Below are 16,177 nucleotides of genomic sequence, written 5' to 3' on the forward strand. Positions count from 1 at the left end.
AGTCCCTCACGGGGCGCTAGTCCGCTACTCGGCGGAGGACAGCGAAAAACATTGCATCTGTTCCGTGGCGGTGCGGCCACATTTGGGCGGAGAGCTCGCTGCCGAGGTCTCCCATTTCCGGCAGCACCTCCCGCGCATCCAGCTCCTCGATACGCGCCTCTGTCCCAGCTCCATGGCGCTCCAAGGCCGCATCCACAATGCCTCGGGTCTCTCGCAGATCGGGCGAGCAGGTGGAGTACACCACAACACCACCGGGACGAACGAGCTCTAATGCGGATTCGAGGAGCTCGCTCTGGAGTTTGTTGAGCTCCGCAATATCGGACTCGGCCTTGCGCCAGCGAGCCTCTGGGCGGCGACGGAGCGCACCCAGGCCGGAACAGGGGGCGTCGACAAGCACGCGGTCGAAGCCTGCACCGAGACCCGGCGCACGACCATCCGCCCGATGCACGCGGACAGGTAGGTCTCCCACGGTCTTTTCCACCAAGGTAGCGCGGTGCGGAGAGACTTCTACGGCATCGACTTCCGCCCCCTCAATGCGGGCGATGGCACCCATCAAGGCAGCCTTGCCACCGGGGCCCGCACACAGGTCCAACCAGCGTCCGGTGTCGTCGCCGATGAGTTCAGCTTCCGTCACTGCGCGTGCGATCAGCTGCGATCCTTCGTCCTGGACCGCTGCCAACTTCTGACGGACGGGCTCTAGCGAGCCCGGGTCACCCTGCTCAAGATACACCGCATAGGGCGAATAACGCCCTTCCTCACAACCGGTAATGAGAGCAAGCTCTTCCGCAGAGATTTCGCCGGGCCGCGCTACCAAATGCACCAGAGGCCGCTCAGAATCCGCTTCGAGTGCGCGTTCCAACTCCGCTGTCTGTTCGGCGTTGAGCTTGCTCTCTCCAGCGGCGTCCAGCAGGCCCAAGGCGCGTCCGAAAGAGCGGGCAATCCACTCCGGGTGGGCATGGCGGAAGGCCACAGCCGCGACCTCTTCCTTTGGAGCAAGCTTGTCTAGCCACCCTTGCGCAGGTGTGCGGGTGATAGTGCGCATAATGCCGTTGGCAAAGCCCTTGGCCTTTTCGTGGCCAGCTGCCTCCACGAGGCGGACGGTGGTATCGACCGCAGCATGCGCTTCAACGCGGGTGTACAGCACTTGGTAGGTGCCCATTCGCAAGGCGGTGAGAACGTCAGGTGCAATGGCCTCTAGTCCGCGCGAAGCACACTCGGCGATAACCGCATCGAGCACGCCTTCGCTGCGCAGCGTGCCGTAGGTGAGTTCCGTCGAGAAGGCTGCATCACGGCCGCTAAGGTTGTTCGCACTTACTACCTTTGGCAGCGTGAGGTTGGCAAAAGCATCATCGGCCTCTACACGCTGCAACACCTCGAAAGCCACCGCGCGTGGGACATCGACTCCGCAGCGCCGCGCTGCGGACATGAAGGACGCTGGCTGTCGGTCCCAGCGGCTGTGCTGGCGCTGTCCGCCTCGATTCTCTCGCTTTTCTTTAGCCTGGCGGTTAGTACCGCCACGTGCGGTTCTGCGTCCACCGCTGCGTTGCTGTTCGGCGCGCTCGGTGCGAGCTGCCGGATCACCGGACTTGCTGCGGGACCGGAAACCTCCACTCATGAAAACTTCACCTCATCCTGGCCGCCCTCTGCTGCTTGGGAAGCCTGGCTAGAAAGCCCGCGGCCCCAGTCGGCGGCATTCATCATCTTTTTGCCGGGCGGTTGGATCTGGCCTAGGCGCACCGGGGCGCTTCCGGTACCGACCATTACCTCCTTCTTCGCCACGTGTACTTCGCCCGGTTGCAGCGAAGTCAACGCGGTAGTGTCTGGCAACTCCTCTAGTTCTGCTGGCTCCACGACGCTGACCGGGCCTACCTTTAAGCGCGACTCCCCCAATAGGGTCCACGCGCCCGGCCCTGGAGTATGCGCACGGATATGGCGATCGACAACATCGGCCTGCGCGGTCCAATCGATTCGGGCGTCTTCCGTGGAAATCTTGTGCGCGTAGGTGACCTCACCCGCCTGCGGCTGCGGGGTGATGCTGCCATCTTCCAAACCATTCATCGTCTCGACGAGCAGATCACCGCCGGCATACGCCAAGCGCGTCAGCAGGTCATCCGCGGTATCAGTGGGCCGGATTGTCTCTTCCATGGTGGCCAAGATATCCCCGGTGTCCAGGCCTCGATCAATACGGAAAGTTGTAGCACCCGTTCGCTCATCTCCCGCAGCAATAGCGGCCTGCACTGGGGCAGCGCCACGCCACGCTGGGAGAAGGGAAAAGTGCAGGTTGACCCAGCCGTGCTTGGGAAGGCTCAAGAGGTCCTCGGTGATCAGGTTTCCGTAGGCGACCACTGGAATGGCCTCGGGGGCGATCTCTGCTAGCCGTGCACGCAATGCATCGCCGTCCTCGGTGCCCTGCTTGAGGGTGGTCGGCGTGAGCACCTCGATGCCGTGTTCCTCAGCTAAGGCTTTCACGGGGCTCGGATGCACGCTGCGTCCTCGACCACGGCGGGCGTCGGGCCGAGTGATGACTGCGGCTACCTCATGATGGGACTCGATAAGCTTCTGCAAAGCCACAACAGCGGGCTCGGGGGTTCCGGCGAAAATAATGCGCACTGTGAAGGCAGGCCTTTCTTAATTCACGTTGTTGGGGTTCTAATTTTTAATCGATGTGGGGCCGCACTGGCGTCAGAGCGTGCGCGCGGCTATGAGTTAAACCACTCCGCTTGGCGGATGGTCTTCATCGATTCCTTGCGCAGTTCGTCGCTCAGGCGCTGGAGGAACAAAACACCATCCAGGTGATCTGTTTCGTGCTGTATGCAACGCGCCATAAGCCCCGAAGCCAGCATCGATACAGGCTGGCCCTGCGGGTCGTAGCCACGCAGACGCACCGTGGAGAATCTTTCGGTGGGCTGCGAAATACCTGGAATGGACAGGCAGCCCTCAGTTCCTAACTGCATGTCCTCCCCTACCGCTTCCCACTCTGGGTTGATTACCGCACCGCGCAGGCCGCTTTGAAAGTGTGAGCAATCGAAGACGAAGATGCGCTTGGTCACACCAATCTGGTTGGCGGCTAATCCGACTCCCCCAGCATCTTCCATGGTTTCCAGCATGTCCTGGGCCAAGCGTTCCAGTGACGGCCCGAACTCGGTGATTTCCTCGGCACGGGTGGTCAGGACCGGATCGCCATAAAGGCGAACCTCGCGCACAGTCATAGTGGTACTCCTCGAGGGCTAAACAGTGTGTAGGCTACCGAGAATAGTTCACCTCCAGCAGCGCGCGCCCGCCAGGGGTGAAAAGAACGCAGCCCTTAACCGATGTTGATTGGGTCCACGGTGATGCGCAGCGGCAACACATCCTTGCGTGCACTGCGCACGGAATTAGCCCTTCTCAAAGCCTGACCGAGCTCTGAACGCGGACCTAGTGGGGTACGAATCAATAGCCGCTGCGGCTCACCGCCGCGCTCATGATCATAGTCACCTGGCAGGCTCACTCCCGGCGGCAACGGGACGGGCCCGAGAAGCTCCGCATGTTCCGGCAGTTCCGCCAACTCCAAAAACGCATCGAGGGAAGCATCGGCGCCATCGACGGCCGCCATATGCACAGCAGGTGGAAAGCGTACCTCGCGGCGTGCCTGCAATTCCGCTGCTGCAGCTCCCACCATGTCCCAGCGGCTCAAGAAGCCCACGAGTGGCAGTTGCTCATCGGCAGCAACGATCACCGCACCGCCGTCGCGTGCCGGCGCGACGAGAGTCGCAGCAGCCGCCCACTTGGCCAAAGTGTCCTCCGTGGCTCGCAGATCCTGGCGGCCCAGCAGCGCCCCGGTTTCCACCAAAAGGGCGGCGCCGTAGTGCCCACCCTCCGCGATGCGCGGTTCCGCGCCCGGTGTAGCGATAACCAGCGCGGGACCGGTAGGGATCTCATCGAGGATGGTGGATCCGCCCGACTGAATCACTCGGGTGTTGGGAAATGCGCGGCCCATCTCCTCCGCCGTGCGTTCCGAACCAAGCACGATGGCGCGCAGCCGCGGCGAGCCGCATTCGGAGCACCGATAATGAGCGTCAACGCGCCCACACCACCGGCACGTCGGCAGCGCAGCCGAATCTGTCGATTCATCCCTCGAAGCACCAGCGGAAGGCAGACCCAAGGGGCCATTGCAATGACGGCAACGCGCCGGGGACGCGCAGTGCCCACAAGCCAAAATCGGCGCATAACCCTTACGCGGGACCTGTACGAGAACGGGCTCACCGCGGTCGAGCGCCGCACGTGTGGCCTGAAATGCCGGGCCGCTGACAGCCGTCGTCCCGCCCTGCATGTGGCGGGCCAGATTAATCCCGTACGCACCCACCGCAAAGATGTTGGGGCGCCTCTTCTCCAGCGCTGTGTCGCTAGGTAAAAGATCGTGGGCCCACCCCGATTCAACAAGCAACTGGGCTTCTGCGGTGCGCGCATGGCCGGCGAGGACAAGGCTGCAGCCTTCCTGTGCCGAGCGGGTGCTAAGCACCTCCCTCGAATGGGCATAGGGCTTGAGGTTATCCACCAAATTATCGTCGCCGTCATTGAGGACAACGGCCAGCTTGAGGCCCTTGACTGGGGCAAAGGCTGCGGAGCGAGTACCGATGACGATCCGTGCTTGACCAGTTAAGGCGGAAAGATAGCGACGATAACGGGCCTGGGGCCCAGTACTGTGCGCGAGGACAGTGATTTGTTTGGCAGAAACGTGACGGCGAAACGCCGCCTCTAGGCAATCCAAGTCACGCTGATCGGGGACGACCATGAGCACGCCCCCGCCCTGCAGGGCCACGCTGGTTCCAAGGGCTGCCAAAGCACCGGCCCAGTCTTCCCCGGGTGCTATCTGCCAGGCTGCCCGGGCAATGTGCCCGGACAAGATCGAATCTACGAAGGACTCCCCGTGCTGGTAGCCCGACCACGCGGAAAGATCCGGATACTCGGCAGTGCCAAGTTCCTCCCACGGCGTATCCACGTCTGCTTCTTCGGCCTTGGCGTGGCGCGCCGGGATCGCGGTGCGAATGATGTCGGAGCGCACGCCGCCATAACGAGCCGCGAGGGATTCGATGAGCGCTGACATTGTCGGGGTGTACACCGCATAAGGAGAAATGACGCGATCAATATAACGAAGCGAACCCGCATAGTCGGAATCGCTAGCCCGCGACAACAAGATGGCGTCAACCAGACGACCATTGAAGCGGATGCGCACCCGCACTCCGGGCTGCGCAGCCTGTGAATCCGATTCATCAATGAGGTAGTCGAATTCTCGGTCCAAGTGGGCCACCCCTAACAAAGGCAACACCCGCGCGACCGGTTGCTGGGCGGCGGGTGTCTTCTTGGGCATAGGGCCCGATTCTACAGGCCGGCGGCGCGACGCAGGCTGTCGGCTCGCGAGGTGTCCTCCCACGGCAGATCGACATCGGTACGCCCGAAGTGTCCATAGGCTGCAGTCTGACGATAGATTGGACGCTGCAGGTCGAGCTCGCGAATAATCGCGGCCGGGCGCAGGTCGAAGACCTTATTCACCGCTGCCTGAATGTCAGCGTCGCTCAAGCCCTCGTGGGCAGTGCCGAAGGTCTCCACATACAGGCCGACCGGCTTTGCACGTCCAATGGCGTAGGCAACCTGCACCTCGGCACGGTCAGCCAGGCCAGCGGCCACGATATTCTTAGCCACCCAGCGCATAGCATAAGCCGCGGAACGGTCCACCTTGCTTGGGTCTTTACCGGAGAACGCACCGCCACCGTGGCGGGCCATGCCACCGTAGGTATCCACGATGATCTTGCGGCCGGTCAAGCCCGCATCACCCATGGGCCCGCCCAGAATGAAGGAGCCGGATGGGTTGATGAGAAGCTCAGTATCTTCGGTGTAGTACTGGCCCAATTCAGCATCGTTCACGACCCACTCGACGACATGGGTGCGAAGTTGCTCGGCCAACCACTCCTGGGTCACATCCGGATCATGCTGCGTGGAGATCACGATCGTCTCCAAGCGCGTCGGCACATCATTTTCGTCGTAAGCGAAGGTGACCTGAGTCTTTCCGTCGGGACGGAGCGAAGGCACGATACCTTCCTTGCGGACGTGGGTAAGACGGCGCGAAAGGTGGTGGGCCGTCGAAATCGGCAGCGGCATAAACTCTGGAGTTTCATTCGTTGCGTAGCCAAACATGAGGCCCTGATCACCAGCGCCATACTGGTCATCATCCTCAAACGTCCCCGAACGCACCTCTGTGGAGGCGTCGACGCCGGCCCCGATCTCCTGGGACTGTTCACCAATGGCCACGTTGACGCCACAGGTGTGGCCATCAAAGCCCACATCGGAAGAGGTAAAACCGATCTCTACAAGGGTCTTGCGGACGATCTGCGGGATTTCAACATAACCGGAGGTGCGCACCTCGCCCACGACGTGGACTTGGCCCGTCGTCACGAGAGTCTCCACAGCGACGTGGGCGTCAGGATCTTCCTCCAGGAGGGCGTCAAGAATGGCGTCTGAGATCGCGTCACAAATCTTATCCGGATGACCTTCTGTCACGGATTCGCTAGTAAAAAGGCGCACCGCCTGAGCAGCTTTATCAGTCACAAATCTTCCTTAAACTAATTCCGCGCGCCGTGGGCAGGACTTCGCCTCACCCACGCCTCGGCTGTTAACACCGCCCCATCGTAGACCAAGCGGTCTACAACTGCAAGAACGAGCGCTACTTTTCCAACATTTCATTCACCACATCAAGAATCTGTGCGGCCACAACTTGCTTTGAGCCCGGGGCAACCACCACTGGGTCGGAAGAGCGACGAAGGATCCACCCGGCACTCGTGGCTTGGCCAAAGACCTTGCCCTCTCCGACCTCATTAGCCATGAGCACATCACAGCCCTTCTTCACAAACTTCTGCTGGGCATACTCAAGCACGCTAGTAGTCTCATCACCAGTCTCCGCAGCAAAGCCAACGATGATTGCCTCGCGCTTAACTTCACCATTCTCACGCCGCTGCACCAGACCCTTGAGTATGTCCGGGTTCTCCACGACCTCAAGGCTGGCCAAGTCCTCGTCTGCTGCGCCCTTCTTCATCTTCGAATCCGCCACGGACGCGGGACGGTAGTCGGCAACAGCCGCGGCCATGATAATGATGTCGGCATCGGCAGCTTCGCTATTCATCGCCTCCTGCATATCCCGCGTCGATGTCACGCGCACCACGGAAGCGCCTGCAGGGATGGGAAGCGCTTCAGTGTTTCCAGCAACAATAGTGACATCCGCCCCGCGTTGCGCAGCGATCTCCGCCAAGGCAAAACCCTGGCGTCCAGAAGAACGGTTGCCAAGGTACCGCACTGGATCGAGGTTCTCTTGGGTACCTCCGGCAGAGATCACAACCTTCCGGCCCTGCCAATCATGCTTCACGCGATGCCCCGCGATAATCGTACGAGCAAACTCCGCTATCTGCTCTGGTTCCGGCAGGCGGCCGGCACCCGTATCGGTGCCGGTGAGTCGGCCATGCGCCGGCTCCATCACGGTGACACCGCGCCGGCGGAGCGTTGCCACATTGTCCTGGGTTGCCGGGTTCAGCCACATCTCCGTGTGCATGGCGGGGGCAATGATGACGGGGCACGTAGCAACCAGCACGGAAGCGCTCAAAAGATCATCGGCGCGGCCACAGGCCAACCGGGCGATAAGATCCGCGGTGGCAGGAGCGATGACGACTGCATCAGCCTGCTGCCCCAAGGAAACGTGTTGGACCTCATCCACGGCATCAAAGACGGTTGTGGAGACCGGGTGTCCTGACAAAGCTTCGAAGGTGGCCGCCCCAACGAAGTTCAATGCGGCCTCCGTGGGAACGACGCGGACATCATGGCCCTGTTCTTTAAAATCCCGAATAAGGTGACACGCCTTATAGGCAGCAATGCCGCCTGCCACGCCGATAAGGATTTGGCGGCCTCCTGCGGGCTTGGTCGACGCAGGTCTCAACTCTGAACTATCTGGGGTTTTCTGTACGTCCTTCACTCGGCCGATAGTACCCAAGACACAGCAAACCCACCGAAGCGCCTAGAGAGACACTTGGGTGGGTTTAGATTCAGAATGGCGCTAAGGCACTTTAAGAAGCTGCCTTGTTGCCTTCACGATGAGCAGGCTAGTTGCCTTCCTCGTGGTCCAGCAGGCCAGCGTCAATCTCGCGGAGGGCGATGGACAGCGGCTTCTCACCCGGTTCCGGGGTTACCAGTGGTCCGACGAACTCGAAGACGCCTTCATCCTGTTCCTGGTAGTAGCTGTTGATCTGGCGTGCGCGCTTCGCAGCGAAAATCACCAGAGCGTACTTGGACGAGACCTTGCCCAGCAGTTCATCAATCGGCGGATCGGTAATACCCGTCGGCGGATCGAATACTGGCTCCGGCTTCACGGCCTCAGAATTGGCAGGTGTGGTCACGTTGGTCACATGCACCTTTACTGTTGGTAGATGGTCAAAATCGTGGTCTATCCACGCAGGATAGCACTAATTGCAGCAACGGCCTCATCGAGATCTTCATTCACAACGATGTGGTCGAATTCCTTTTGCGCGGCAAGTTCCGTCTCTGCAGTATGCAGTCTGCGGTCAATGACATCCTGCGGTTCGGTCCCGCGCCCAGTTAGGCGCTCAACCAGAACTTCCCAGGATGGTGGGGCGAGAAACACGGTTTCCGCCTCCGGCATCGCCGCCTTCACGTTGCGGGCGCCTGCAAGATCAACCTCCACCAACACCGGACGGCCGGCCACCATCGCTTCCTGCACCGGCTGAGCCGGCGTCCCGGAGCGCTGCAAACCACCGTGGATCTCAGCCCATTCGAGCATGTCACCGGCGTCAATGTGTTCTTGGAAAGCCTCCGGGGAGACAAAGAAGTAATCCACCCCATCAGTCTCGCCGGGGCGGGGTTGGCGCGTCGTCATTGAGACGCTGAAGTAGAGGTTGTCAACATCATCACGCAGGCGCGAAACCACAGTGGACTTACCCACAGCGGACGGCCCGGCCAGAACGACCAGGCGCCCGCGTGCAGTTTCGTCAGCCATTGTGTTAATTACTCGCCGTAGCCGAAACGCTCGAGCAGGGCGCGGCGCTGACGGTCACCCAGGCCGCGCAGGCGACGGGTCTGAGCAATCTCCAGGTCCTCCATGATTTCCTTGGCCTTGACCTTGCCAACCTTCGGCAGAGCCTCGAGGAGAGCGGAGACCTTGGTCTTGCCGATGATCTCGTCGGTCTCGGCCTTCTCCAGAACTTCCTGCAGGTTGGTCTCGCCGCGCTTCAACGCAGCCTTGAGCTCAGCGCGAGCCTTGCGGGCCTCAGCGGCCTTTGCGAGAGCTTCTTTGCGCTGCTCATCTGTCAACTTGGGAAGGGCCACGGGTTTCCTCCGATTTCATTAGTACGAACATTGTCATCTGATGGCTAGCACCAGAATCTCGGCTCACGGTGGGAAGATTTCCCCAGCGCGGGATAGCTTTTGCTACCTCCACGAACCGACTTCTGGCAATCCTAGCACTGGTCTGTACGCGGTGACGCAACGCGGCCCCTTTCATTTAAAGGTTCCTGCACGTCAACGCACATGCCTTAAACAAAATACCAGGTAAACAGCGCTCCTGTTAATCCAGCACGCCGCTACCTGGTCTGAGTATTAGTCCCGGAACTCCGCCGCCGTATCCACTACGGCTTTCCGCAGGTCAGAGACATTAGGCCCCTGCGAAAGAATGGCCCTGGAGACGTTAGCATAGCCCAGTTCAGGCGCCGCTGCGGTAAGTTGCCTAACATCTGCCGGCGTCGCGCCCTGGGCGCCGACTCCCGGCAGCAGCACTGGACCATTTAATTGGTCTAATGCAGGCGGAGCTTCCAACGTCGCGCCCACGACCACGCCGAGAGCACCCACGGTGTTGTCTGACCCCGCCGCAGACGCATTGCGCTGCGCAAGCTCATCGACGACTCGTTGCGCCACGCTGCGGCCGTCGACGCTCAACGACTGCAACGCCACGGCCTCTGGGTTGGAGGTCGCCGCAAGGACAAAGACCCCTCCTCCAGTGTCCTCCGCTAGGTCGAAGACTGGACTCAAAGCGCCCACACCAAGGTAGGGCGAGACCGTCACAGCATCAGAACGCAGCGGCGAGTCCTCCCCTAGCCAGGCTTGCGCGTAGCCCGCCATGGTGGAACCGATGTCTCCGCGCTTCGCGTCCGCTAGGCTCAAACAGCCCTGCTCGCGGAGCCCCGCGAGGGCCTCCTCAAGAACTGCGAAGCCGCGCGAACCGAAACGCTCAAAGAAGGCCACCTGCGGCTTCACCACCGCCGCGGTCTCCGCGAAAGCCTCTACACAGCGCAGCGTAAACGTGCGCAGACCATCCACATCAACCGACAGGCCCCAGGCTTCCAGCAAGTGCGGGTGGGGGTCGATGCCCACGCACAGGCGCCCGCGCTCCGCACCGGCTGCCACGAGGCGCTCGCCGAAAGACGGCGTCTTCCTAGTTGGCTGGGTCATGCTTAAGCTCCTGCAGCGCGCGTACCTTGAGGTCTCCGCGGCGCAGGGCTTCGATGCCCTGCACGGCTGCGGTCACGCCTTGGACGGTGGTCACCAGTGGAACACCCACGGATACCGCAGCGGCGCGGATGTCATAGCCATCGTGACGGGCGCCGGCGGAGCCTGCCGGGGTGTTGAGGATGAGGTCGACCTTGCCGCCGAGGATCTGGTCCACGATGGACTCCTCACCCTCCCCAGCTTCCGAGACCTTCCGGGCCACCTCGCACTCGACGCCGTTGCGGCGCAACATCTGCGCGGTACCGGCAGTGGCCACGATGGTGTAGCCCATGTAGGCCAGGCGCTGAATCGGGAAGATAAGGGTGCGCTTATCGCGGTTGGCCACGGAGACGAACACGGTGCCCTCGGTGGGCAGCTCACCGAAGGCGGCCATCTCACCCTTGGCATAGGCGGCACCGAAGTTATCAGCCAAGCCCATCACCTCGCCGGTGGACTTCATCTCTGGAGAAAGCAAGGTATCCAGCAGCTGGCCGTCGGGGCGACGGAAGCGGTTAAACGGCAGCACGGCTTCCTTGACCGCAATCGGGTGCTCCAGCGGCAGGGAACCACCGTCGTAAGTGGACGGAATGATGCCTTCCTCGCGCAGCTCCGCAATGGACGCACCCAGCATGACGCGTGCGGCAGCCTTAGCCAGCGGCACGCCGGTGGCCTTGGAGACGAAGGGCACGGTACGGGAGGCACGCGGGTTGGCCTCGATGACATAGAGAGTGTCATCCTTCAGGGCGTACTGAACGTTCATCAGGCCCTTGACGCCGATGCCGTGCGCTAGGCGACGCGTCGACTCCCGCACCTTCTCAATATCCTCCGGCCCCAGCGTCATCGGCGGCAGCGCACAGGAGGAGTCACCGGAGTGGATACCTGCTTCCTCGATGTGCTCCATGACTCCGCCGAGGTAGACCTCCTCGCCGTCACACAGCGCGTCGACGTCGATCTCAATGGCGTTATCTAGGAAACGGTCGACCAAGACTGGGTGATCCGAGGTGATCTCGGTAGCGCGCTCGATGTAATCGCGCAGCGAATCCTCGTCGTAGACGATCTCCATGCCGCGGCCACCCAGCACGTAGGACGGGCGGACCAGCACCGGATAGCCGATATTCGAAGCGACCTGGCGGGCCTCCTCAAAGGAGGTAGCGGTGCCGAAGGCCGGTGCAGGCAGCTCGGCTTCGGCAAGCACCTTGCCGAATTCACCGCGGTCCTCGGCCAAGTCGATGGCAGCGGCCGAGGTTCCCACGACCGGAACGCCGGCAGCCGTTAGGCGCTCAGCCAGGCCCAGCGGGGTTTGGCCACCCAGCTGAACGATGACGCCGGCAACTTCACCACAAGCGGCCTCCGCGTGGTAAACCTCCATGACATCCTCGAAGGTCAGCGGCTCGAAGTAGAGACGGTCGGCGGTGTCATAGTCAGTCGACACCGTCTCCGGGTTGCAGTTAACCATGACCGTCTCGTAGCCCTCACGGGAAAGCTCGAGGGCGGCGTGCACGCAGGAGTAATCAAACTCGATGCCCTGGCCAATACGGTTCGGGCCGGAGCCTAAGATGATGACCTTGCCCTTGGTCTTCTCGCTGCTCTCGCGCACCTCGGACTCAGCGTTCGGGTCCATTTCATAAGCGCTGTAGTGGTACGGGGTCTGGGCTTCAAACTCGCCCGCACAAGTATCAACGGTCTTGTACACCGGGCGAATGCCCAAAGACCAGCGCAGGGAGCGCACGCCATCCTCACCGGCGAACTCTGGGCGAAGAGCCGCGATCTGGGCGTCGGACAGGCCAAAGACCTTAGCGCGGCGCAGTAATTCAGCGTCCAGGACTGGCGCGCTCACGAGCTCCTCGCGGAACTCAACAAGCGCCTCAAGCTCGGCGAGGAACCACGGGTCGATGTGCGAGTGCTCGTGCAACTGCTCCACCGTGGCACCGAGACGCAGAGCCAGCTCGACATCGTAGATGCGGCCCTCGGTCGGACGCTCCAGGTCCTTGAGAACGGCCTCCACGTCCGTTGCGCGCTCCCCAGCGAAGTACTCATCCGGCTTGGTCCAGAAACCAGAAGGCTTGCCCTCCAGCGAGCGCATGACCTTGTTCAGGCCGGAAATATAGTTGCGGCCGATACCCATGGCCTCGCCCACAGACTTCATCGTGGTGGTCAGAGTGTCATCGGCGCCCGGGAACTTCTCAAAAGCAAAGCGCGGGGCCTTGACGATGACGTAGTCCAGAGTCGGCTCGAAGGCCGCCGGGGTCACGCCAGTGATGTCGTTGCGTACCTCATCCAGGGTGTAGCCAATCGCCAGCTTGGCTGCCAGCTTGGCAATCGGGAAACCGGTGGCCTTAGAGGCCAGCGCGGAGGAGCGGGACACGCGCGGGTTCATCTCAATGGTGATGATGCGGCCGTCATCCGGGTTTACAGCGAACTGGATATTGCAGCCGCCGGTGTCGACGCCGACCTCGCGGATGATGGCGATACCCTGGTCGCGCATCTTCTGGTACTCGCGGTCAGTGAGGGTCAATGCCGGGGCCACGGTCACGGAGTCACCGGTGTGGACGCCGAGGGCGTCGACGTTCTCGATGGAAGCGATGACCACAACGTTATCGTCGCCGTCACGCATGAGCTCGAGCTCGAACTCCTTCCAGCCCAGGATGGACTCCTCGATGAGGACGTTCGCCTCCGGTGAGGCAGCCAAGCCACCGCCGGCAATGCGCTCAAGGTCCTCTTCGTTAAAGGCCAGGCCGGAGCCCAAGCCGCCCATGGTAAACGATGGGCGTACAACGACCGGGAGGCCAAGCTCGGAAACGGTCTCGTGGACCTCCTCCATCGTGTGGCAAACACGGGAGCGCGCGGATTCGCCACCGATGGAGGCCACGATGTCCTTGAATTTCTGACGATCCTCGCCGCGCTCAATGGCGTCGATATCAGCACCGATGAGCTCGATATCGTACTTCTTGAGGATGCCCAGCCGGTCCAACTGTACCGCGGCGTTCAGAGCGGTCTGGCCGCCCAGGGTTGCCAGCACGGCGTCGATGGGGTTGCCCTCTTCCTTTTCCTTCTGGAAGATCTTCTCGATGAACTCGGGCTCGATGGGCTCCACATAGGTGTGGTCGGCGAACTCCGGGTCCGTCATGATCGTTGCCGGGTTGGAGTTAACCAGCGTGACGCGCAGGCCTTCCTCCTTGAGCACGCGGCAGGCTTGGGTGCCGGAGTAGTCGAACTCGCAGGCCTGACCAATAACAATCGGACCGGAGCCGATAACCAGGACGTGATTGATGTCGTTGCGCTTTGGCATATGTTTCTTCTTCCTTTTCCTGGTTGCGTTCTACTTGTTCGGGGACTTTTCAGTCATGAGCTCGATGAACTGGTCAAAGAGCGGGTTGGCATCGTGTGGGCCGGCGGCGGACTCAGGGTGGTACTGCACGGAGTACGCCATGCCATCCTTGAGCGCAACACCTTCGATGGTGTTGTCGTTGAGGCAAGTGTGGGAGACCACTGCCGGGCCGAAGTCGGTATCGAACTCCTCACCGGCCGGGTCTTCCTTGCCCGAGGGGCTGGCCAAAGCAAAGCCGTGGTTCTGGGAGGTGATATCGATCCTTCCGGTCAGCTGGTTGCGCACCGGAACGTTGATGCCGCGGTGGCCGAACTTCAGCTTGTAGGTGTCCATACCCAGCGCACGGCCGAGGATCTGGTTGCCAAAGCAGATGCCGAAGAAGGGGTACTTAGCAGCAAGGATGTCGCGCACGATGCCGACCATGGTGTCAGCGGTAGCCGGGTCACCCGGACCGTTGGAGACAAACACGCCATCTGGGTTGTACTGCTTGATCGTCTCGAACGGGGTGTTGGCAGGAACCACGATGGTCTCGATGCCGCGCTCGGCAAAGTGCTTCGGGGTGGCGGTCTTGACACCCATGTCATAGGCCACGACGGTAAAGCGCTTCTCCCCTACGGCTGGGAAGGTATAGACCTCATCGGTCGAGACTTCTTCGGACAGGTCAAGGCCGGCCATCGAAGGTTGGTTCTTGACCTCAGAGACGAGCTCCTCGACGTCCCGCTCAGCCGCCTCGCCCGAAAAAATACCGGCCTTGATGGAGCCATGATTGCGCAGGTGGCGCACCAAAGTGCGGGTATCGATTCCCCCAATACCGATGATTCCCTGCTTCTCCATCTCCTCCGGCAGGGAGCGGGCGGCACGCCAGTTGGAAACGCGGCGGGCCAGATCACGGATAACTAGGCCGGCAACCCAGATCTTGTCGTCATGGGACTCGTTGTCCTCATCGTTCCAGCCCGTATTGCCAATCTGCGGCGCAGAGGCGACGACGATCTGGCGGTGGTAAGACGGGTCCGTCATGGTCTCCTGGTAGCCCGTCATGGCGGTGGTGAAGACGGCCTCGCCCAGAGTCGTACCGGTGGCGCCGAAGCCGAAGCCTCGGAAGGTGCGGCCATCAGCGAGGACCAGGATGGCGGGGGTGGTGGTAGTGGAAGTCACTGTGTGTTGAACCTTTCAGTGAATTTTCTCGGTGAAGGGTTGGTTGTGTTGGGGACGTGCGTTGGTTACTTAAGTGTCGAGCAACTCTGATTGTCGATTATCCCGATTACTCGGCCGCCTCGCTGGCGCTTTCAGCCGCTAGGTCGTAGGTCACCGCGCCACGCAGGATGGTGTAGGCCACGCGTGCACCGAATTCCTCCCCCTCATAGGGGTTGTTCTCCGACTTCGAAGCCAGACGCGTGGAATCCGATACCCACTTGTGCTTGGGATCGACGATGGTGAGGTTGGCTGGCTCGCCCACCGCAATCGGGCGGCCATGACCAGGCAGGCGAGTAATCTCTGCCGGACGCTCCGACATGACGCGGGCGACGAAGCGCCAGTCGGCCAGGCCGGTGGCGACGAAGAGCTTGGCGATGACCGCCAGGGAGGATTCCAGTCCCAGCATGCCCGGCTTAGCGTGCTCGAACTCGACACACTTGTCTTCGCTGCCGTGCGGAGCGTGGTCTGTGGCCACGACGTCGATAAGCCCGTCAAGCAAGGCCTGGCGCAGGGCCAGGGCGTCGGATTCCTCGCGCAACGGTGGGTTGACGCGGTAGACGCCGTCGTAGGTCACCAGCTTGTCATCGGTCAGCAGCAGGTGGTGCGGGGTCACCTCGGCGGTCAACGGAATGCCCTGTTCCTTGGCCCACGTGAGCAGCTCCACGGTGCCCTTCGTCGAAGCGTGGCAGATGTGCATGCGGTTGCCGTAATCACGCGCGAGTAGGGCGTCGCGGGCGACGATGGATTCCTCAGCGACGCGCGGCCAGCCGCGCAAGCCCAGGCGGGCCGCAACCTCGCCCTCGTGGGCGCTAGCGCCTTCGGTCATGCGGTGGTCTTCTGCGTGCTGCGCCAGCAGGACGTCAAGTCCCTTCGCATATTCCAGGGCACGGCGCATGAGCTGTGGGTCCTGGACGCACTTGCCGTCGTCGGAGAACATACGCACCTTGGCGTCCGAGCGGGCCATCATGCCAAACTCGGTCAGGGTCTTGCCCTCGAGGCCCTTCGTGATGGAGCCGACCGGATGGACGTCGCACAGGCCACGTGCCTGGCCCTTGGCCCAGACGGACTCGGCGATGATGGGCTGGTCCGTCACCGGTGAGGTGTTGGCCATGGTGAACACGGCGGTAAAGCCGCCCTTGG

Annotated in this window: 13 protein-coding genes; all 13 read right to left on the reverse strand. The window is 61.8% G+C overall.

Annotation, left to right across the window (positions count from 1 at the left end; genetic code table 11):
• Positions 1-16: 16 nt before the first annotated feature.
• Entirely contained in the window at positions 17-1,615 is a 1,599-nt protein-coding gene (locus HMPREF2896_RS06450; protein WP_070718534.1) for an RsmB/NOP family class I SAM-dependent RNA methyltransferase, read from the reverse strand.
• Complete coding sequence (fmt, locus tag HMPREF2896_RS06455) at positions 1,612-2,610, reverse strand: methionyl-tRNA formyltransferase (RefSeq protein ID WP_070718537.1); 999 nt, start codon at positions 2,608-2,610, stop codon at positions 1,612-1,614. The genes HMPREF2896_RS06450 and fmt overlap by 4 nt, the downstream gene beginning before the upstream one ends.
• An 89-nt stretch (positions 2,611-2,699) precedes the next feature.
• Positions 2,700-3,209 (reverse strand): peptide deformylase, encoded by a 510-nt coding sequence (def, locus tag HMPREF2896_RS06460; protein ID WP_070718539.1) that lies wholly within the window; start codon positions 3,207-3,209, stop codon positions 2,700-2,702.
• Between the two features lie 95 nt (positions 3,210-3,304).
• Positions 3,305-5,347: a primosomal protein N' gene (locus tag HMPREF2896_RS06465; protein WP_070718541.1), complete on the reverse strand. Its 2,043-nt coding sequence runs from the start codon at positions 5,345-5,347 to the stop codon at positions 3,305-3,307.
• A gap of 11 nt (positions 5,348-5,358) precedes the next feature.
• Complete coding sequence (metK, locus tag HMPREF2896_RS06470) at positions 5,359-6,582, reverse strand: methionine adenosyltransferase (RefSeq protein ID WP_070444927.1); 1,224 nt, start codon at positions 6,580-6,582, stop codon at positions 5,359-5,361.
• Between the two features lie 115 nt (positions 6,583-6,697).
• Positions 6,698-7,957, reverse strand: a complete 1,260-nt coding sequence (coaBC, locus tag HMPREF2896_RS06475) for a bifunctional phosphopantothenoylcysteine decarboxylase/phosphopantothenate--cysteine ligase CoaBC (protein WP_070718543.1) — start codon at positions 7,955-7,957, stop codon at positions 6,698-6,700.
• Between the two features lie 163 nt (positions 7,958-8,120).
• Complete coding sequence (rpoZ, locus tag HMPREF2896_RS06480; protein ID WP_010186799.1) at positions 8,121-8,423, reverse strand: DNA-directed RNA polymerase subunit omega; 303 nt, start codon at positions 8,421-8,423, stop codon at positions 8,121-8,123.
• Between the two features lie 38 nt (positions 8,424-8,461).
• Positions 8,462-9,031, reverse strand: a complete 570-nt coding sequence (gene gmk / locus HMPREF2896_RS06485; protein WP_070444933.1) for a guanylate kinase — start codon at positions 9,029-9,031, stop codon at positions 8,462-8,464.
• Between the two features lie 8 nt (positions 9,032-9,039).
• On the reverse strand, positions 9,040-9,360 hold the full coding sequence (gene mihF / locus HMPREF2896_RS06490) for an integration host factor, actinobacterial type (RefSeq protein WP_010186801.1): 321 nt from the start codon (positions 9,358-9,360) through the stop codon (positions 9,040-9,042).
• Between the two features lie 270 nt (positions 9,361-9,630).
• Positions 9,631-10,479 (reverse strand): orotidine-5'-phosphate decarboxylase, encoded by an 849-nt coding sequence (pyrF, locus tag HMPREF2896_RS06495; RefSeq protein ID WP_070718545.1) that lies wholly within the window; start codon positions 10,477-10,479, stop codon positions 9,631-9,633.
• Positions 10,463-13,804: a carbamoyl-phosphate synthase large subunit gene (carB, locus tag HMPREF2896_RS06500; protein WP_070718548.1), complete on the reverse strand. Its 3,342-nt coding sequence runs from the start codon at positions 13,802-13,804 to the stop codon at positions 10,463-10,465. The genes pyrF and carB overlap by 17 nt, the downstream gene beginning before the upstream one ends.
• Before the next feature lie 30 nt (positions 13,805-13,834).
• Positions 13,835-14,998 (reverse strand): glutamine-hydrolyzing carbamoyl-phosphate synthase small subunit, encoded by a 1,164-nt coding sequence (gene carA / locus HMPREF2896_RS06505; RefSeq protein ID WP_070718550.1) that lies wholly within the window; start codon positions 14,996-14,998, stop codon positions 13,835-13,837.
• Between the two features lie 106 nt (positions 14,999-15,104).
• Positions 15,105-16,177: dihydroorotase (locus HMPREF2896_RS06510; protein WP_070718553.1), on the reverse strand; the 1,073-nt coding region annotated here is incomplete at its 5' end.

The sequence above is a fragment of the Corynebacterium sp. HMSC069E04 genome (genome assembly GCF_001813175.1).
Lineage (GTDB): Bacteria > Actinomycetota > Actinomycetes > Mycobacteriales > Mycobacteriaceae > Corynebacterium > Corynebacterium aurimucosum.